An 18,891-nucleotide genomic window follows, 5' to 3' on the forward strand; every position below is an offset into this window, starting at 1 on the left:
GGCCCGCCTCATTTCGACGCCGTCATCTCGCGCACTTTGCGCCGCAGTTCACGTTCGCGTCGTTGTTCTTCATTCCAGTCGTGCCGGATGGCCGACCACAGGGCGATCACCATCAGCACGATCACGATGGTGAACGGCAACGCAAAAACGATGGTTGCCGTCTGAACGGCCTGCAGGCCGCCGGCCAGAAGCAGGCTGATGGCGATGCCGGCCACCAGCAGACCCCATATCGTCTTGATTCGTGCCGAAGGATCGGGATTTCCGCCTGAACTCATGATGCCGAGCACGAGCGTCGCCGAATCGCCGGAGGTCACGAAAAATACCAGCACCAGTATCGTGGCGACGATCGACATCAGCAATCCCAGCGGCATGGCATTAAACATGGCGAACAACGCGGTTGAGACATCGCTGGTGACTGCCTCGCTGATAGGCACGCCTTGCCAGATTTCCATGTGCAACGCCGTGCCGCCAAACACGGAGAACCACAGGAAAGCGGCAAACGTCGGCGCCAGCACGGTACCGAGGATGAATTCGCGTATCGTGCGGCCGCGCGATACGCGCGCGATGAACAGGCCGACGAACGGCGACCACGAAATCCACCAGGCCCAATAGAACAGCGTCCAGCCGCCTACCCATTGTGTTTCGCGAAAAGGTGTCATGCGCAGGCTCATGCGAATGAATTCGCTCAGGTAGGAGCCCAGCGTGTTGGTCAGCGTGTCGATGATGGTGATGGTCGGACCGAGAAGAAACACGGTCAGCGCCAGCAGCACAGCCAATATCATGTTGAAATTGGAAAGCAGCCGGATGCCCTTGTCCACGCCGCTGACTGCCGAGGTAATGAACAATGCCGTCGTCACGACGATGATGCAGACTTGTGCGGTTGTGCCTATGGGTACGCCGAGGACGGTATGCAAGCCGCTGTTAATCTGCAGCGCGCCCATGCCGAGCGAGGCGGCGACGCCGAACGCGGTGGCAATCACCGCCAGCACATTGAACAGGCTGGACATCCGCTGGATCGGCCGCCATGGCAGGGTGCGCGTGGATTCGCTGATCAGCGCGGCACTGCCGCGCCGATATTGGAAGAAGGCGATCGCCAGCGCGACCACGCCGTAAATGGCCCACGGATGCAGGCCCCAATGGAAGAAGCTGTAGCGCATTGCAGCGTTGGCGGCTTCCGGTGTACTGGGAATGATGCCGGGCGGCGCAATCAGATAATGCGAAACGGGTTCGGCCACGCCCCAGAACACCAGGCCGATGCCCATGCCGGCCGAAAACAGCATGGCGAACCACGAGTGCAGTGAAAACTCGGGATCGTCGTCTTCTCCGCCGAGTTTCAGATTGCCGTATCGGCTGCAGGCAAGGAAGAGTGCAAAAACGACCAGCGCCAGCACCAGCCACAAATACAGCCATCCGAAATTCTTGGTCGTGATTGCCAGCGCCGAATCGAAGAACCTGCCGAGCGACGACGGCGAAAAGATGCCCCACAGGACGACGATGAGTATGGATCCAGCCGAAAAGATCAGTTGCATGGATTTTCCTTTCTTTTTATGCGGACATGCCTGCGACGACAGCGTGCGTGCTTCTCCGGCGACGATCAGAACGAATAGGTCATGCCGATGGCCATCCCCTTGTATCGTTCCGTCCGATGATCTTGATACAGGTCGACATAGGTCGTGACGTTGCGAGAGAAAGCATAGACATAGCCGGCACTGAGCTTGTGATCGCCGTTGAGACGATTATGCCCATACCCGGCACGGATCGTATGCCGATCGACGGTATAGGTGCCTGCCAGCACGCAGGTATCTTCCGGTTCGCTCCCGCGCAGGCGGTTGCGTGCGCAGGAACCCATGATTTCGGTGGGGCCGATGAGATAGCGCGCGCCCAGCAGCCGGATGTCGTCGCGATGCGCGTTTCTTTCGTAGGCGAAGACCGCGCGCAGCGGACCGGTAGTGTAACGGATCGCCCCGCCGACGGGGCGGCTATCGGCCGCCGCGTCCGTTTCGAGCTTGACGGCGGTCTGTACGTTCATGCCGTAAAAATCCGGTGTGCCGTAGAACAGCGCATCGCCGAAACGGGAGAAATCTGCATAGCCCAATTCCGCATCATGGATGCCGTCGCTGGTGTAGCGGCCGGTTTGATAGGCAGCCAGCGAAGCGTTGAAACCGCTGTTCATCCATGGTTCGTATTCCCACACGTTCTGCCATAAAGGCGTCATGGCACGTCCCAATCGCAGTCTGCCGAAGCGTTCGCCCTTGAGTCCAACTGTCGTCTCGCCTTGCCAATAGGTTTTCGGTCGTTCCTGTTCGCCGGTATCGAGATCGAACCGGGTTTCGAGAACGAAGGTGGTGGCCAGCCCGGCGGATAGCTTTTCTTCTCCCTTCAGTCCCAGCCAGTTGTTGAAGCCGCGATCGACACGTGTCGCTGAACCGCTTTCCCTGGCGATACCCAGATCGAAATAGCCGTAAGGTACAACGCTGGTCTGGGCGGCGAGCGGGGTGGAAACCGTGGCAGCGACCAGCATGATCGAAACACGGCGGTGCGTCAGCGGCGTACGTTGCGTTCGTTCGCTTGCGGAAGAATGAATGGAGATTCGTGTCGGCAAGTGCTTCCTCCCCATGCAGTAAGAAAGAAACCTGCTACAGCGGCGACACCATGATCGCCTGCGATACAGAGGAACATGATTTACGACAAAAAACAAGCCCGCAAGTTTTACCTTGCGGGCTTGTTTTTGCAAAAGACGGGAAGCCGGAAGCCGGCTTCCGCTGGTGCAGCAATTACATCATGCCGCCCATACCGCCCATGCCACCCATACCGCCCATGTCAGGCATCGCCGGTTTGTCTTCGACGATTTCTGCGACCATGCAATCGGTGGTCAGCAGCAGGCCGGCGATCGATGCGGCGTTCTGCAGTGCCGAACGCGTGACCTTGGCCGGGTCCAGCACGCCCATTTCGACCATGTCGCCGTAGGTGCCGTTGGAGGCGTTGTAACCGAAGTTGCCTTTGCCTTCCAGAACCTTGCCGACGACGACCGATGCTTCTTCACCGGCGTTCTGCACGATCATGCGCAGCGGCTCTTCCATCGCACGCAGAACGATCTTGATGCCGGCGTCCTGGTCGGAATTGTCGCCTTGCAGTTTCAGGCTGGCGCGTGCGCGCAGCAGGGCAACACCGCCGCCTGGCACGATGCCTTCTTCGACGGCTGCGCGGGTTGCGTGCAGTGCATCTTCAACGCGTGCTTTCTTCTCTTTCATTTCGACTTCGGTTGCTGCGCCGACCTTGATCACGGCAACGCCGCCTGCCAGCTTGGCAACGCGTTCCTGCAGTTTTTCACGGTCGTAATCCGAGGTCGCTTCTTCGATCTGTGCACGGATCTGCTTGACGCGTGCTTCGATCGCAACAGCCTGGCCGTTGCCGTCGATCAGCGTGGTGTTTTCCTTGCCGATTTCAACGCGTTTTGCCTGGCCCAGTTCTTCCAGTGTGATTTTTTCCAGCGTCAGGCCGACTTCTTCCGCAACCACTTGACCGCCGGTCAGGATCGCGATGTCTTCCAGCATGGCCTTGCGGCGATCGCCGAAGCCAGGTGCCTTGACTGCGCAGGTTTTCAGGATGCCGCGGATGTTATTGACGACCAGGGTGGCCAGCGCTTCGCCTTCGATGTCTTCGGCGATGATCAACAGCGGGCGGCCTGCTTTTGCGACTTGTTCCAGTACCGGCAGCAGGTCGCGGATGTTCGAGATTTTCTTGTCGAACAGCAGGATGAACGGGTTTTCCAGAATCGCGGTTTGCTTTTCTGCGTTGTTGATGAAGTACGGCGACAGGTAACCGCGGTCGAACTGCATGCCTTCGACGATGTCGAGTTCGTCGTTCAGCGATTTACCGTCTTCAACGGTGATGACGCCTTCCTTGCCGACTTTTTCCATCGCTTCGGCAATGCGCTCGCCGATCGATGCATCGCTGTTGGCCGAGATCGAGCCGACTTGCGCGATTTCCTTGGTGGTCGTGCATGGCTTGGCGATGGTGGCCAGTTGTTCGACGGTGGCTGCGACAGCCTTGTCGATGCCGCGTTTCAGGTCCATCGGGTTCATGCCGGCGGCAACGTATTTCATGCCTTCGCGGACGATGGCTTGTGCCAGAACGGTTGCGGTCGTGGTGCCGTCTCCTGCGTTGTCGCTGGTGCGGGATGCCACTTCCTTCACGAGCTGTGCGCCCATGTTCTGCAGCTTGTCTTTCAGTTCGATTTCTTTTGCAACCGAAACACCATCCTTGGTGACGGTCGGTGCGCCGAACGAGCGTTCGAGCACGACGTTGCGGCCTTTCGGGCCCAGGGTGACTTTGACGGCGTTTGCCAGAATGTTGACGCCTTCGACCATCTTGGCACGGGCTGCGTCGCCGAATACCACTTCTTTAGCTGCCATGTTTATGCTCCTGAATATTCGTTGTTAAATGCGCTTGCGCTGAGTGATTGATGTGCAATCACCGATCCGCGTGGCGGAGAGGATGCAGTCCGCTCGATGCTGTGCATGCAAGCGGAAACCGGCATCACTTTTGTACGATTGCGAGAATTTCGTCTTCTTTAATAACAAGCAGTTCTTCGCCTTGGTACTTAACAGATTGAACGCCGTACTTTTGAAACAGGACGCGATCGCCGACTTTGACGTCGAGCGGGCGAACCTTGCCGTCTTCGAGGATCTTGCCGTTGCCGACTGCCAGCACTTCACCCTGGTCCGGTTTTTCTGCTGCCGCTTCAGGGATGATGAGGCCGGACGCAGTTTTGGTTTCCTGGTCGAGGCGCTTGACGATGACGCGATCGTGCAAGGGACGAAGGTTCATACAAACTCCTTAATTATCAGTAAGTTAGGTGATTTTCACGGCGAGGCCGCTGCCGTGCGGTTGTGTTCACTGCAAGCCTGCCGCACTGGAAAGTGGGATCGGTGCAGAGGGTTTTAGCACTCTACCCCGGCGAGTGCTAAGTATATGGATGCTTGTCTTTTAATTCAAGGGACGATGCAAAAAGATAAGCGCCTTGTTAAAAACGGTACTCGAAGCGTCGCCCGCTCCTTGTGCATGAAGGGCAGCGCTTCACTGAATGCCACCGCGGATGATGCGCTTCGCGCACTTCTTCCCGGTCGTGCCGCACCATTCGTACCAACGCTATCGCGCAAATTCGCGGTGTCGGCGCCTTCTGACTTGATGACGCGGCATAGTCTGACGAGAAGATGCGGCCGGATGCTTATAGACTTTGCGTCAATTGCCAATGTGACCACAAGGAGCATGCAATGCCACTGTCCGCCTCGTCCAGCCTTACCTATTATTCCCCTCCCGGTCCTCTGCACGCGATTCTGGTCGCCGGTTCCGTTTCGCTGTTTCTGGGCGCGCTGCTGAGCGATATCGCTTATTACAAGTCGTACGAGATCCAGTGGAGTAACTTCGCTTCCTGGCTGACTGCCGGTGCCTTGCTTTTCGGCGGACTGGCGCTGCTGTTTGCGCTTGTCAATCTCGTCACGGCGGACAGAAAGGCGGGGCAACCCGTCTGGTATGTGCTGCTGCTGGCAGTGACCTGGGTGCTCGGACTGATCAATGCCTTCCAGCATGCGAAGGATGCATGGGCGGTCATGCCGCTCGGTCTTGTGCTGTCGGTCATCGTCGCGGTGTTGAGCTGCGCGTCGGCCTGGATCGGATTGCGTGGCCCGCTCGTGGGAGGTGTGCGATGAAACGCTTCAGCATAGTGACCTGCATGAGCGTCGCGCTGCTTTTGAGCGCATGCGGCGGCAAGGGCGATGAGACGCAGGCACGCGGGCCGGACCCCAAATTGCCCGAGCCCCAGCGCGGCCTGTTACCCAACATGAAGATCGCCGAACCCGCTGCGTGGGGCGACCAGAAACCGACAGTGCCGGACGGTTACACCATTACGGCGATCGCCACCGATCTGAAGATTCCACGCCAGACGCTGGTGCTGCCCAATGGCGACATCATCGTGGCGGAAGGTCGTGGCGGTAATGCGGCAAAGCTGAAACCCAAGGATGTGATCGCCGGCTATATCAAGGCGCAAGGCAATACCAAGGTCAAGGGCGGCAACCGCCTGACGTTGCTGCGGGATGCCGATGGCGACGGCACGTATGAAATGAAGACGGTCTTCGCCGAAAACCTCAACGCTCCTTACGGCCTGGCGTTTGACGGCAGCAAGCTGTATGTCGCCAACCAGGATGAACTCGTCAGTTTCGATTACAAGGAAGGCCAGACCAAGGCCAGCGGTCCGCCAGTGTCGATCACGCAGCTTCCTTCGGAAGTGAACCATCACTGGACGAAATCGATGACGCTCAGCCCCGATGGCCGTTTTCTCTATGTCGGTATCGGCTCGAACAGCAACATCACCGAGCGCGGCATGGAGGTCGAACTGGATCGGGCGCAAGTGTGGCAGATCGACGTGAAGACCGGCGCTCACAGGGTTTATGCGACCGGCCTGCGCAATCCGACGGCATTGGCGATGCAGCCGGAAACAGGGCAGCTGTGGGTCGTCGTCAATGAACGCGACGAACTGGGCCCGGATCTGGTGCCGGATTATCTGACTTCGGTGCGCGAAGGGGCGTTTTACGGCTGGCCGTACAGCTACTGGGGACAGAACGTCGATACCCGCGTCAAGCCGCAGAATCCCGAGAAAGTGGCCGCTGCCGTCAAGCCGGATTACGGTTTGGGATCGCACGTCGCTGCGCTCGGCCTGAGCTTTTCCCAACCGTCCATGGGAGAGAAATTTGCGAACGGCGCATTCGTCGGTGAGCACGGCAGCTGGAATCGTCCCAACCCTGTGGGCTACAAGGTGATTTTCGTCCCGTTCAGTAACGGCCGTCCTGCTGGCGAGCCCATCGATTTTGCGACGGGCTTTCGTGACGACGACGGCAAAACCCGCGGGCGACCTGTAGGCGTCACAGTCGATCCGCGCGGAGCGCTGATCATCGCGGACGATCTGTCGAATACCGTCTGGAGAGTCACTCGCAATCGTTGAATCCCGGGCCGGAGGAGCTTTTGTCGACGCAATCGATGTGCGGCCATTGCCGCGCAATGCAGAGCAATCGTGTCGAACACTATGCTCTTGCATTCAAGCCCTCCTGTCCGCTCACGCTGCTTGCGCTGATTGCATCGCTGTCCACCGCGCATGCACAGGAATCGGCGTCTCCGTCAACGCTACCGGAAATTGTCGTCAGCGCGAGCCGTTCCGAACAGAATCGCTTTGATGCGCCTGCTGCAATCGATGTCGTGCAGGTCGACGATTTCCGTGCGCAATCGCCGCTGGTCAACATGTCCGAATTGCTGGGAACGGTACCTGGTGTCCAGGTGCGCGAGCGGCAGAATTATGCGCAGGATTTGCAGATTTCGGTGCGCGGTTTCGGCACGCGTTCCACCTTTGGCGTTCGTGGCGTGCGCATCCTGGTCGATGGAATTCCGGCGACGATGCCGGATGGGCAAGGGCAGGCGTCGACCGCCAGCCTGTCATCCGCCAGCCGCATCGAAGTGTTGCGTGGGCCGATGGCGCAGTTGTACGGCAATGCCGCCGGCGGTGTGGTGCAAGTCTTCACCAGGGAGCCGCCGATGAAGCCTGAAGCATCGTTGTCGCTGGGAGCTGGTTCCGACGATCAACGCTTGTTTGGCGTTTCTGCCGGCGGCGGCAATGAAACGGTGGCCGGCTTCATCGATGCCAGCCAGTATTCGACCGACGGCTACCGCGATCACAGTGCCGCGCGACGCACCACCATCAACGCCAAGCTCGTGGCGCGGCCTTCGAGCGACACCAGGATCACCGCCATTCTCAACAGTTTCGATCAGCCCTTGTCGCAAGACCCGCTGGGGCTGACGCGCGCCGATTTCGAAAGTAATCCGCGTCAGGTCACACCGCGTGCCATCATGTTCGATACACGAAAAACGATCACGCAGCAGCAGATTGGCATCCTGCTCGAACAGCGCTTGGGCGACAACGATAGGTTGAGCGCCCGCGTATACGGCGGCACGCGCAAGGTATTCCAGTCCCTGGCGTTTCCCGGCGATGAGAATGTTCAAGCCGGCGGCATCATCGATCTGGATCGCGGTTACGGTGGCGTCGGCTTGAACTGGATGCACGAGACCAGGGTGAACGGCTTGCCGCTGAACTGGACGTTGGGTGTGGAAGCCGATTCCTTGAGCGAGCGTCGCCAGGGCTTCGTGAATAACGGTGGCACTCCGGGCGCGTTGCGTCGCGATGAAAACGATCATGCGAAAAATACCGACGTGTTTGCCCAGATTGACTGGACCTTCGCGCCGCAATGGCGCGCCACGGCCGGTGTGCGCATGAGCCGTGTCAGGCTGTCGGTCGACGACGATTACATCGTGCCGAATCCTGATCCCGCGTTAAACAATCCGGACGACAGCGGCAGCGTCGAATACAAGCAGACCAGCCCTGTTATCGGATTGGTATGGAGTGCGAACGACAACGTCAACATCTATGCCAACATCGGCAAGGGTTTCGAAACGCCGACACTGGCGGAAGCTGCCTACCGTGCCGACGGCACTGGCCCCAATCTTGGTCTGCGCGCATCGACCAGCGTGCAGGCCGAGATCGGCACCAAGATCAAAAGCGGCCATCACCTGATGGATTTCGCCATATTCAATTCGCGCAGCAAGAATGAAATCGTGCAGGAGCAATCGCTGTTCGGCCGTGCCATCTTCCAGAATGTCGATGATGTCGAGCGTCGCGGCATCGAAGCGTCGTTACGCAGCGACTGGAACAGCCGGTTATCGACCAGCGTTGCCTACACATGGCTGGATGCGCGATTTGATAAATCGTTCAGCAGTGCCAACGGCACGATCGACTCCGGCAATCGACTTCCTGGCGCGCCGGAACACAGCCTGTACACGGAGTTGCAATACCGTTGGCAAAACGCCGTGACAACGGCAGTGGAGATGCGTGCCGACTCCAAGGCCTATGTCAATGACATCAACAGCGACGCTGCCGGCGGTTACGCCGTATTCAATCTGAGAGCCGGTTATGAATTCAATGCCGGCCCGGCGAAGATGATGCTGTTCGGTCGCATCGACAATGTATTCGACCGCGCCTATGCGGGATCGGTCATCGTCAACGATGGCAACCAGCGGTTCTTTGAACCTGCACCGGGGCGGCGCCTGTACGTAGGAATGCGGACACAGTTCTGATTATCGTATGCATGCCGATACCACCGTATCGGCATGCATACGATTTATGTCGCGGCTTTATGCAGCGAGGGAAAACGCTACGGCTTAAGCGCTCGCCGGTGCGTCGGCCGGCGTATCGACTGATGCATTGGTTAATGCATCGGCCAGCACACGGGCGACATGCAGCGGTTGCTGTTGCGTGCCGTCCGTGATCTGGTGGCGGCAACTGGTGCCGTCGGCAACGAACAGCGTGCCTGCTTCCGCCTTGCGGATCGCCGGGAACAGCGACAGTTCGCCCATCGCCTGCGATGCTTCGTAATGCTCGGCTTCGTAGCCGAAACTGCCAGCCATGCCGCAGCACGAGGATTCGATGACGGAGACTTCCAGTTGCGGAATCCATTTCAGCACCGTCTGCACCGGCCGCACGGCATCGAAGGCTTTCTGGTGGCAATGGCCATGCACCATCGCTTGCGACGCGGCCAGCGGTTTCAGGTTCAGCGCCAGCCGTCCGGCTGCATGTTCGTGTACCAGGAACTCCTCGAACAGGAAGGCGCTGTCGGCCAGCTTCCTAGCTTCGTCGCCGTAACCGTAGCCGAGAAATTCGTCGCGCAGCGACAGCAGGCAAGACGGTTCCAGTCCGACGATGGCGACACCGCGCTTGACGTAGGGCATCAGTGCATCCAGCGTGCGGCGCGCTTCTTCCTTCGCTTCCTTCACCATGCCGGCCGACAGGAAGGTGCGGCCGCAGCATAGCGGACGCTCGCCTTCGCGCATGTTGAAATGCACGGTATAGCCGGCCGCTTCCAGCACGCGCTGTGCGGCACGCGCGTTTTCCGGTTCCATGCTGTTGTTGAAGGTATCGACGAACAGCAGAACTTCCTTGTCGCCGTCGCCGGTTTGCGCTGCATGAGTTGTCGTATTGCTGCCGTCGAAGAACGGGTGCACGAAGCGTGGGAACAGGCGTTGCGGCGCGAGGCCGAGGCGTCGCTTGATCCAGCCGGTGCCGGGCAGTTTTTCCGCGGCGGCCAGCAAGCCGCCGATGCGCGCCGCCTGCGCTGCATAGCGCGGCAGGAAGCCGACCAGCTTATCGCGCAGCGTGTGCCCATGGCGATCGGCCCAGGCGGCGCGCGCCTCGATCTTGAAGCGTGCCATATCGACGCCGGTGGGGCAGTCGCGCTTGCAACCCTTGCACGAGACGCACAGGTCCAGCGTCGCTTTTACGTCCGGATCGGCGAGGCCGTCGCTGCCGAGCTGGCCCGATACGGCGAGGCGCAACGTGTTGGCGCGGCCGCGCGTCAGATGCTGTTCGTCCTTCGTGATGCGATAGCTGGGGCACATCGTGTCGGCGTCGAACTTGCGGCAGTGGCCGTTGTTGTTGCACATCTCGACCGCCTTTGCGAGGCCGCCGCTCAGATCGTCGCCGCTGCCGGGCGCGGATTCCTCGCCGCTGACCGGATCGCGTTTGACGTTCCATGCCGACCAGTCCAGCTTGGGTTCGATTTGCAGTTCGCGATAGCCGGGCGCGAAGCGGAAATTGCTTTTCTCGTCCATCTTCGGCGGCCGCACGATCTTGTCCGGATTGAAGCGGTTGTCCGGATCGAACAATTGCTTGATCTCGCCGAACGCGCGATTCAGTTGCGGGCCGTATTGCCATGCCACCCATTCGCCGCGGCACAGGCCGTCGCCGTGTTCGCCGGAATAGGCGCCCTTGTATTCGCGCACCAGTGCAGCCGCTTCTTCGGCGATGCCGCGCATGCGCACCGCGCCGTCGCGCCGCATGTCGAGAATCGGACGCACGTGCAGCGTGCCGACACTGGCGTGCGCGTACCACGTGCCTTTTGTGCCGAACCGTGCGAACACCTCGGTCAGTCTTGACGTGTATTCGGCCAGATGTTCGAGCGGCACAGCGCAATCCTCGATGAAGGAGACCGGTTTTCCGTCGCCCTTCATGCTCATCATGATGTTCAGGCCGGCCTTGCGCACATCCCACAGCGCCTTCTGTTCTGCGGCATCGGTCATGCCGACGATCAGGTCGGGCAGGTTCAGGTCGCGCATCAGGTCGTTCAGCGCTTCCAGTCGTTCGGTGAGAACGGTCTTGTCGTCGCCGGAGAACTCCACCAGCAGCATCGCCTGCGGATCGCCGATCAATGCCTTGCGGATAACGGGACGGAAGGACGGATTGTTCAGCGACAGATCGATCATCGTGCGATCGACCAGCTCGACCGCAGTCGGCCCCAGCTTGACGATGTGTTGCGACGAATCCATCGCCTGATAGAAAGTCGGGAAATTGATGACGCCCAGCACCTTGTTTTTCGGCAGCGGCACGAGCTTCAGCGTGATCTGCCGGCTGTAGGCCAGCGTGCCTTCGGAGCCGACCAGCAGATGTGCAAGATTGGCCGAGCCATCGTCGGTGTAGGCGCGCGGATTCTGGCAGTCGAACAGGTCGATGTTGTAGCCGGCGACGCGGCGCAGCACTTTCGGCACGCGTTCGACGATCTCGTCGTGTTCGCGTTGCGCGATCTGCTGTACCTGCTGCACGATCTGCTGCAGGCGCGGCGTCTGCGCCATGCGCTCCAGTGTCTCGAAGCGGGCTTGCGTGCCGTCGGCGAGAACTGCGTCGATACCCAGCACGTTGTGCACCATGTTGCCGTATTCGATCGAGCGCGAGCCGCAGGAGTTGTTGCCGGTCATACCGCCTATCGTGCATTGCGCGCCGGTGGAGACGTCGACCGGAAACCACAGGCCGTGCGGTTTCAGCCACGCGTTCAGGTGATCGAGCACGAGACCCGGTTCGACGGTGATGGTGCGCGCGACCGGATCGAAATCGATGATGTTGTTCAGCCACTTGCTGTTGTCGATGACCAGCGCTTCGCCGACGGTCTGGCCGCACTGGCTGGTGCCGCCGCCGCGCGCCAGCAGCGGGATTTTTTCCGAACGCGCGATGTCGAGGCACAGCAGCAGGTCGTCCTGGTCGTGCGGCACGACGACGCCGACCGGCAGGATCTGGTAAATCGATGCATCGGTCGCATAGCGGCCGCGATCGGCGCGGCTGAACAGCACGTCGCCGCGCAGTTCGGCAGCTAGCCGGCGCGCCAGCGGGCTGCCGTCGGTGCGCTTGCCGGGCGCGAAGTGGATGGGCTTGACGGTCATCGTTCCGGACATTCTTTGCATGGCGTCGCGAGAAGTTGTGAGGGTTGTACCGGCATCAGGTCGCAATCAAATCAGCATCAGACGAGCATTAAACGAGCATCAAGCGCACCGGCGGCAGATTGCCGACGCGCCCGGTCACGGTTTCCACCGTGTCGGGAAAGTGCATGCCGACGTAGGAACCGGTCGTGATCGGGTGGCCGGCGGGAAGCGGTACGCCTTGTGTGCTGCAATGGTTGACGATCCACGGCAGCAGGCGGCGCGGATCGCCGGCCGGATTGGTGCCGGGGCCGATAAAGGCCGTGCGTTCGTCGATGTGCAATTCGACGTCGGGGGCGGCGAAGGAAAAATCGGGATCGACGGGAACCATCACGCCGAGGATCAGCGCGCCGTGATTCTGCATGTCGGCCAGCTGGATCAGCTTGCCGGTATCGGGCCAGCCGGCGACGCGGCTGCTGACGATCTCGATCGATGCAGCCATCAGCGCCAGGCTTTCCATGACTTCTTCGTCGCTGTAGCCGTCGGGGCGCGGCTCGAACGTGCGCGAGAAGGCGAACGCAAGTTCGAGTTCCAGGCCCAGCACGGAAAAATCGCGGCGTGCCAGATAGGCCGGTTCCGGCACCACGCAATCCGACGGCAGGGCGGCACCGTGGCGCGGCGCCAGTGGCGATTTGGCGCCGACCTTCCAGCCGGCGATGCGTTCGCCGCGCGCCGCGATCAACGCATGCTGGATCGCGTAAGCATCCGCCGCGCACGCCGGCTCCAGTCCGGCGGGTACCGCTACGGTTCTGCCATCGCGATGTGCCTGCAACAGCAGGGTGCAGAGCGCGTCGTCGATGGCGGGGTTGGCGGACATGCTGGCGTCGGCTGGCGTGGTCGTTGCGCGATATATCGTCGATGATCCCGTCGACGTTCGATCAGGCGGCGACTTTCAATGCGGGCACTTTCTGTCCGGCGAGGAAATCCATCGCTGCGGCGACACCGCTGCCGGCGACCTTGATGCCGGCCAGCTTCAGGCCCATTTCGCAACCGGCCAGCGTGGCCATCAGCGTCAGGTCGTTGGCTTCGCCTAGGTGGCCGATGCGGAACATGCGGCCTTTCATCTTGCCGAGGCCGGTACCGAGCGACATGTCGAAACGTTCGTAGATCAGCTTGCGTACGGCATCGGCGTCGATGCCTTCCGGCGTCATCACACCGGTCAGTACCGGTGAATAGACGGCTGGATCGGCGCACTGGATTTCCAGTCCCCAGGCCTTGACTGCCAGACGGCAGGCAGCAGCGAGGCGGTTGTGGCGTGCGAACACGTTGTCCAGGCCTTCGCCGAGGATCATGTCGAGCGCTTCATGCAGGCCGTACAGCAGGTTGGTATTCGGCGTGTACGGCCAGTAGCCGCTCTTGTTCATTTCGATGATTTCGCCCCAGGCCCAGAACGAGCGCGGCAGCTTGGCGTTCTTGCTGGCTTCGATCGCCTTTTGCGACGGCACGTTGAAGCTGATGCCCGGCGGCAGCATCAGGCCTTTCTGCGAACCGGAAACGGTGACGTCCACGCCCCATTCGTCGTGGCGATAGTCGGCGGAAGCGAGGCCGGAAATCGTATCGACCATCAGCAGTGCCGGATGGTCGGCGGCATCGATCGCGCGGCGCACCGACGCGATGTCGGAGGTGACGCCGGTCGACGTTTCGTTATGCACGACGCAGACGGCCTTGATCGAGTGGTTCTTGTCCTCGCGCAGGCGGGCTTCGATCATGTCTGCCTGTACGCCGCGACGCCAGCCTTCGATGCCGGGCAGGCCGATGAATTCCGGTTTCAGGGTGAGGGCTTCTGCCATCTTTTTCCACAACGTGGCGAAATGGCCGGTTTCATACATCAGCACGTGATCGCCGGGCGACAGCGTGTTTGACAGTGCGGCTTCCCAGGCACCGGTGCCGGATGCCGGATAGATGACGACCGGCTGGTTCGTCTTGAAAATTTTCTTGATGCCGGCCAGTACGTGCAGTCCCAGCGCGCCGAACTCCGGGCCGCGATGGTCGATGGTCGGGTAGCTCATCGCACGCAGGATGCGATCCGGCACCGGGCTGGGGCCCGGAATCTGCAGGAAATGGCGGCCGGCTGGATGAAAATCGAGCTTCAACATGGGGGTCTCCTAAGGAACGGCGTACAATTGAATATTGAATACAAAATACTGTAGCAGCCGAATCAGGACAAGTAAAGGCTTTCTTGCCGCTGAATTGGCCGATAAGCGGAAATGTCGGCAATCGCAGGAAATTGTTGTTTTCATGGCTGGATTGCCATGGTTCCGTCATCAACCGCACGAAAGCGGATTGCCGGTGGAGCAATAGGTTGTAGCAGGGTAATTGGATTAAAATACGCCAAATCGAGAATCGGACTTAGCATGCAAAATACATTGATGAGTAGCGATAACGGCGGCGCTGCGCCGGCACTTCCGCGTCTGGAACGCCAGCGTCTGCACGATACGGTGGTCGAACATCTGCAGAACCTGATCATCGAAGGCGTGCTGGCGCCGGGAATGAAATTGAACGAACGCGAGGTATGCGAGCGCCTGGGCATTTCGCGCACGCCGTTGCGCGAGGCGATGAAGGTGCTGGCGTCGGAAGGGTTGATCGATATCGAACCGAATCGCGGCGCCTTCGTTTCGAAGATGACGGATACCGAGATCTGGGAAGCCTTCGAGATGATGAGCGGCCTGGAAGCGCTGTCCGGTGAACTGGCGGCGGAACGCATCTCGCCGGCCGAGATCGCCGTTATCAAGGAGCTGCACGAAGCGATGATCGTCTGCCGCGCGCAGAACGATCTGCCGGGCTACTACAGCCGCAACCAGACGATTCACAACAAGATCAACGAAGCGGCGCGCAATTCGGTGCTGCGCCAGATCTATCTGTCGATCAATCGTCGCTTGCTGGCGCTGCGCTTCAAGTCGAACTTCCGCGAAAGCAAATGGGATCGCGCGATCCATGAGCATGAAGAAATGATCGAGGCGCTGGAAACGCGCGACGGCAAGCGGCTGGCCGGCATCCTGCGCCAGCATTTGCTGGACAAGCGCGATTCGGTGATGGCCGATCTGCGCGAGGCCGCGGCGAAGGCGGCAGCAGCGAAGGAATAAGCCTGCCAGCATTCGCACAGCGACGCATGCTCGATGAGCTTCAGCAAATAACGATAGCGTCGACAACAAAAAAGCCCGGAACGATCCGGGCTTTTTCTTTTGCTGCGTACTTCTTCAATCGGGTTGTTCGTTATGCGTTGGCATGCGATTTGTTGAGAAAGCGCTGGCGCAGGATATTGGACAGTCCGCTGATCAGCGGCCACAACAGAGCGATCATGCCCAGCGTCATGATGGTGCCGACCAGGCCGTTGCTCCAGAAGATGCCGAGTGCGCCCTTGGAGCCGACCATCGTCTGGCGGAACGCATCTTCCGCACGATCGCCCAGCACCAGTGCCAGCACCAGCGGCGCCAGCGGATAGTTGAGCTTCTTGAAGATGTAGCCGATCACGCCGAAGACCACCATCAGCCAGATGTCGAACTGCGCGTTGTGTACCGTGTAGGCACCGATCGCGCAGACCACCATGATGGACGGGGCGATGATCGAGAACGGAATGCGCAGGATGGCGGCGAACAGCGGCACCGTCGACAGCACCACCAGCAGGCCGGCGATATTGCCGAGGTACATGCTGGCGATCAGGCCCCAGACGAATTCCTTCTGCTCGACGAACAGCATCGGTCCTGGCTGCAGGCCCCAGATCATCAGGCCGCCCAGTAGCACGGCGGCGGTTGCCGAACCGGGAATGCCGAGCGCCAGCATCGGCAGCAGGGCGCTGGTGCCGGCTGCATGCGCAGCGGTTTCCGGTGCCAGCACGCCTTCCATGTTGCCCTTGCCGAACGAATCCGGATCGCGCGAGAAACGTTTTGCCATGCCGTAGCCCATGAAGGATGCGGCGGTGGCACCACCCGGCGTGATGCCGAGCCAGCAGCCGATGACGGACGAGCGCAGCAGCGTCATCCAGTAGCGTGGCAGCATGGCCCAGGTCTTCAGCACGACTTTCAGGTCGATCTTGGCTTTCTTGCCCTTGAACGCCAGACCTTCTTCCATCGTCAGCAGGATCTCGCTGATGCCGAACAGGCCGATCACGGCGACCAGGAAATCGAAGCCGCGCAAAAGCTCGGGGAAGTCGTAGGTCATGCGCAGCTGGCCGGAGACGGTATCCATGCCGACCGCTGCCAGCAGGAAGCCGACGCACATCGAGATGATGATCTTGGCCTTCGGTTCCTTGCCCATGCCGATGAAGCTGCAGAAGGTGAGGAAGTAGACGGCGAAGAATTCCGGTGGCCCGAAGCGCAACGCAAACTTCGCCACCAGCGGCGCGAGGAAGGTGATGATGACGACACCGAACAGCGCGCCGATGCAGGAGCCGGTGAAAGCGCTGGTCAGCGCCTGCCCGGCCTTGCCCTGTTGCGCCAGCGGATAGCCGTCGAAGGTTGTCGCGACCGACCACGCCTCACCGGGAATGTTGAACAGCACCGACGTGATGGCACCGCCGAACAATGCGCCCCAGTAGATGCACGACAGCAGGATGATGGCCGACGTCGGATGCATCGAAAACGTCAGCGGCAGCAGGATGGCGACGCCGTTCGGGCCGCCGAGACCGGGCAGCACGCCGACGACGATGCCGAGCAAAATGCCGATGAACATCAGGCCGATGTTCTGAAAGCTGAGAACGTGGCCGAAGCCGGTCATGAGCGAGTTGAGTTCTTCCATGCGTATCTCCTCAATAGCCCAGCCAACTTTCCAGCGGGCCCTTGGGCAGCGGCACGCGGAACTGGAGTTCGAAAATGTAGAAAAAGGCGATCATCGTCAGCGCGGATACGCCGATCGATTTCCACCAGGAGAACTTGCCCAGCACGTACATGAAGACGCCGATGAAGATGGCCGACGACACGTAGATGCCCAGCCACTTGATGCCGAACACGTAGACGATCAGTGGCAGCAGGATCACCGCCACCAGTTTCGCCTGAGCGATTTCCAGGAAAGGTGTGCGGTCGTTGTCGCGCAATGCGTGAAATACCACGAAGCCGCTGGCGATCAGGATGATGATGCCGAGCCGCATCGGGAAATAGCCGGGTTCGGGACCGTAGGAGCTCCAGCCTGAACCGAGCTGGTAATTGCTCCACATGGTAATGAGGGAAGCCACCGCGAGTGCGAGTGCGACGATGAGTTCCATCGCGCGGACTGTGATGACGGTGCGAGAGGAGACCCGCTCTTCCGCGGTATGTTCAGGGTGATTCATGTTCGCGTTCCTGATGGGGACGCGGCAGGCACCGGCGTGCCGCGTCCGGGTGAAAAGAATTACTTCTTCTTGGCGAGGAAGCCGGCCTCCTGCATGATGGTCTGGTGCAGTTTTTCATCCTTGACCAGGAAATCCGTCAGCGCGTTGCCGGAGATGAATGCAGGCGTCAGCGCATTGCGTTCCAGATACGCTTTCCATTCCGGCGTCTCGGTGACTTTTTTCATCAGATCGACGTAGAACTGCGTCTGTTCCGGCTTGACGCCGCCCGGCAACAGGAAGATGCGGATCATTTCGTAGCTGACGTCGAGCCCCTTTTCCTTGCAGGTCGGGATGTCGGACCAGGCTTGTGTCGACGTCACTTTTGCCGTGTAGGAGAGACGTTTTTCGGCAAACACGCACAGTGCAGTGTGTTCGCCTGCGCGCCATTGCGAGACGGATTCGGAAGGATTGTTGGTATTGGAATCGATGTGGCCGCCGGAGAGCTGCGTGGCCGCCTCGCCGCCGCCTTTATACGGAATGTAGAGGAACTTGGCGCCGGTCTGCTTCTCGATCATCGTCGTGATCATGTGATCTTCGCGCTTGGAGCTGGTGCCGCCCATCTTGAAGGTATCCGGCTTCTTCTTGACGGCGTCGATGTAGTCCATCGGCGTCTTGTAGCCGGCCTGTGAATTTGTCCACAGTACGAAGGCATCCATGGCGATGACCGCAACCGGCGTCAGATCGCGCCAGTGGAACGGCAGGTTGGTCGTCAGCGGTGTCGTGTACAGCGAAGACGAAGTCACGATGATCTTGTTGGGATCGCCCTGCGAAGCCTTCATGTCCAGCAGACCTTCGGCGCCGCTGGCACCCGCCTTGTTGGTCACGATGATCGGCTGCTTCATCAGGTTGTGCTTGGCGATGATGCCCTGGATGGAGCGTGCCATCTGGTCGGAAGCACCGCCTGCGCTGAACGGCACGACGAGTTCGACCGGTTTGGTCGGCTCCCATGCCGATGCGCTGAGTGCCCAGCACATCGTGGCGGCGAAGAGGCCGAGTTTGATCGGGCGGGATGTTTTTTTCTGCATGATGCTGTCTCCTTTGTGTGGGCGAACCCTTTGACGTCACCGTTTCGGACGCACGGTGTTGCCGTCCGGATCGGCTGTGGATAAAGCCTCGGCCTCTGCGTGCCTTCAGCCTTATGCATTCATGAAAACAATTTCGTTACCGCTATTCCAAATGGTCATTTAGAATATTGAATACAATATACACTTTGACGGAAATGTCAATCGCCGAGCCGATGGTTTTTG

14 protein-coding genes are annotated in these 18,891 nt (G+C 60.1%); 4 read left to right on the top strand and 10 right to left on the bottom strand.

Translation table 11 applies throughout. The features are described from left to right. Nucleotides 1-8: 8 nt before the first annotated feature. The 4 genes from IEV40_RS06955 to IEV40_RS06970 all read right to left on the bottom strand — a co-directional run bounded on the left by IEV40_RS06955 (nucleotide 9) and on the right by IEV40_RS06970 (nucleotide 4,830). Nucleotides 9-1,529: a BCCT family transporter gene (locus IEV40_RS06955; RefSeq protein WP_188420275.1), complete on the bottom strand. Its 1,521-nt coding sequence runs from the start codon at nucleotides 1,527-1,529 to the stop codon at nucleotides 9-11. Nucleotides 1,530-1,594: 65 nt separating this feature from the next. After that, nucleotides 1,595-2,602 (bottom strand): porin, encoded by a 1,008-nt coding sequence (locus IEV40_RS06960; protein ID WP_188420276.1) that lies wholly within the window; start codon nucleotides 2,600-2,602, stop codon nucleotides 1,595-1,597. Between the two features lie 172 nt (nucleotides 2,603-2,774). Then, nucleotides 2,775-4,415 carry a chaperonin GroEL gene (gene groL, locus IEV40_RS06965; protein WP_188420277.1) on the bottom strand — a complete coding sequence of 547 codons (1,641 nt, stop codon included), beginning with the start codon at nucleotides 4,413-4,415 and terminating at the stop codon, nucleotides 2,775-2,777. A gap of 124 nt (nucleotides 4,416-4,539) precedes the next feature. After that, the gene (locus tag IEV40_RS06970; RefSeq protein ID WP_188420278.1) at nucleotides 4,540-4,830 is read right to left on the bottom strand and encodes a co-chaperone GroES; all 291 of its coding nucleotides are present in this window, start codon (nucleotides 4,828-4,830) and stop codon (nucleotides 4,540-4,542) included. A 446-nt stretch (nucleotides 4,831-5,276) separates the two neighbouring features. On the opposite strand from IEV40_RS06970, the gene IEV40_RS06975 reads away from it, so the two are divergent. From IEV40_RS06975 to IEV40_RS06985, 3 genes are read left to right on the top strand one after another with little or no spacing between them, the layout of a single operon-like run. Then, on the top strand, nucleotides 5,277-5,711 hold the full coding sequence (locus tag IEV40_RS06975; RefSeq protein ID WP_188420279.1) for a DUF2231 domain-containing protein: 435 nt from the start codon (nucleotides 5,277-5,279) through the stop codon (nucleotides 5,709-5,711). Further along, nucleotides 5,708-7,000, top strand: a complete 1,293-nt coding sequence (locus IEV40_RS06980) for a PQQ-dependent sugar dehydrogenase (RefSeq protein ID WP_188420280.1) — start codon at nucleotides 5,708-5,710, stop codon at nucleotides 6,998-7,000. Before IEV40_RS06975 ends, IEV40_RS06980 begins: the two co-directional genes overlap by 4 nt. A 20-nt stretch (nucleotides 7,001-7,020) precedes the next feature. Next, nucleotides 7,021-9,177: a TonB-dependent receptor family protein gene (locus tag IEV40_RS06985; protein ID WP_308632375.1), complete on the top strand. Its 2,157-nt coding sequence runs from the start codon at nucleotides 7,021-7,023 to the stop codon at nucleotides 9,175-9,177. 84 nt (nucleotides 9,178-9,261) lie between these two features. Here IEV40_RS06985 and IEV40_RS06990 read toward each other — a convergent pair whose 3' ends face one another. The 3 genes from IEV40_RS06990 to IEV40_RS07000 all read right to left on the bottom strand — a co-directional run bounded on the left by IEV40_RS06990 (nucleotide 9,262) and on the right by IEV40_RS07000 (nucleotide 14,438). After that, nucleotides 9,262-12,306: an FAD-binding and (Fe-S)-binding domain-containing protein gene (locus IEV40_RS06990; protein WP_188421099.1), complete on the bottom strand. Its 3,045-nt coding sequence runs from the start codon at nucleotides 12,304-12,306 to the stop codon at nucleotides 9,262-9,264. Between the two features lie 88 nt (nucleotides 12,307-12,394). After that, the gene (locus tag IEV40_RS06995; protein WP_188420281.1) at nucleotides 12,395-13,159 is read right to left on the bottom strand and encodes a 2-keto-4-pentenoate hydratase; all 765 of its coding nucleotides are present in this window, start codon (nucleotides 13,157-13,159) and stop codon (nucleotides 12,395-12,397) included. A gap of 61 nt (nucleotides 13,160-13,220) precedes the next feature. Next, on the bottom strand, nucleotides 13,221-14,438 hold the full coding sequence (locus IEV40_RS07000; protein ID WP_188420282.1) for a pyridoxal-phosphate-dependent aminotransferase family protein: 1,218 nt from the start codon (nucleotides 14,436-14,438) through the stop codon (nucleotides 13,221-13,223). A 258-nt stretch (nucleotides 14,439-14,696) separates the two neighbouring features. On the opposite strand from IEV40_RS07000, the gene IEV40_RS07005 reads away from it, so the two are divergent. After that, entirely contained in the window at nucleotides 14,697-15,425 is a 729-nt protein-coding gene (locus IEV40_RS07005; protein WP_188420283.1) for a GntR family transcriptional regulator, read from the top strand. A gap of 130 nt (nucleotides 15,426-15,555) precedes the next feature. Here the strand turns inward: IEV40_RS07005 and IEV40_RS07010 are convergent, their stop codons facing one another. Genes IEV40_RS07010 through IEV40_RS07020 form a run of 3 tightly spaced genes read right to left on the bottom strand, consistent with a single transcriptional unit; the run spans nucleotide 15,556 to nucleotide 18,669 of the window. Then, nucleotides 15,556-17,076: a tripartite tricarboxylate transporter permease gene (locus IEV40_RS07010; RefSeq protein WP_188420284.1), complete on the bottom strand. Its 1,521-nt coding sequence runs from the start codon at nucleotides 17,074-17,076 to the stop codon at nucleotides 15,556-15,558. A gap of 10 nt (nucleotides 17,077-17,086) precedes the next feature. Beyond that, a complete protein-coding gene (locus tag IEV40_RS07015; RefSeq protein WP_229724002.1) occupies nucleotides 17,087-17,605 on the bottom strand; it encodes a tripartite tricarboxylate transporter TctB family protein in 519 nt (172 codons plus the stop codon). Between the two features lie 59 nt (nucleotides 17,606-17,664). Beyond that, nucleotides 17,665-18,669 carry a Bug family tripartite tricarboxylate transporter substrate binding protein gene (locus tag IEV40_RS07020; protein ID WP_188420285.1) on the bottom strand — a complete coding sequence of 335 codons (1,005 nt, stop codon included), beginning with the start codon at nucleotides 18,667-18,669 and terminating at the stop codon, nucleotides 17,665-17,667. Nucleotides 18,670-18,891 lie beyond the last annotated feature (222 nt).

This window comes from Oxalicibacterium solurbis (assembly GCF_014635845.1).
GTDB lineage: Bacteria > Pseudomonadota > Gammaproteobacteria > Burkholderiales > Burkholderiaceae_D > Oxalicibacterium > Oxalicibacterium solurbis.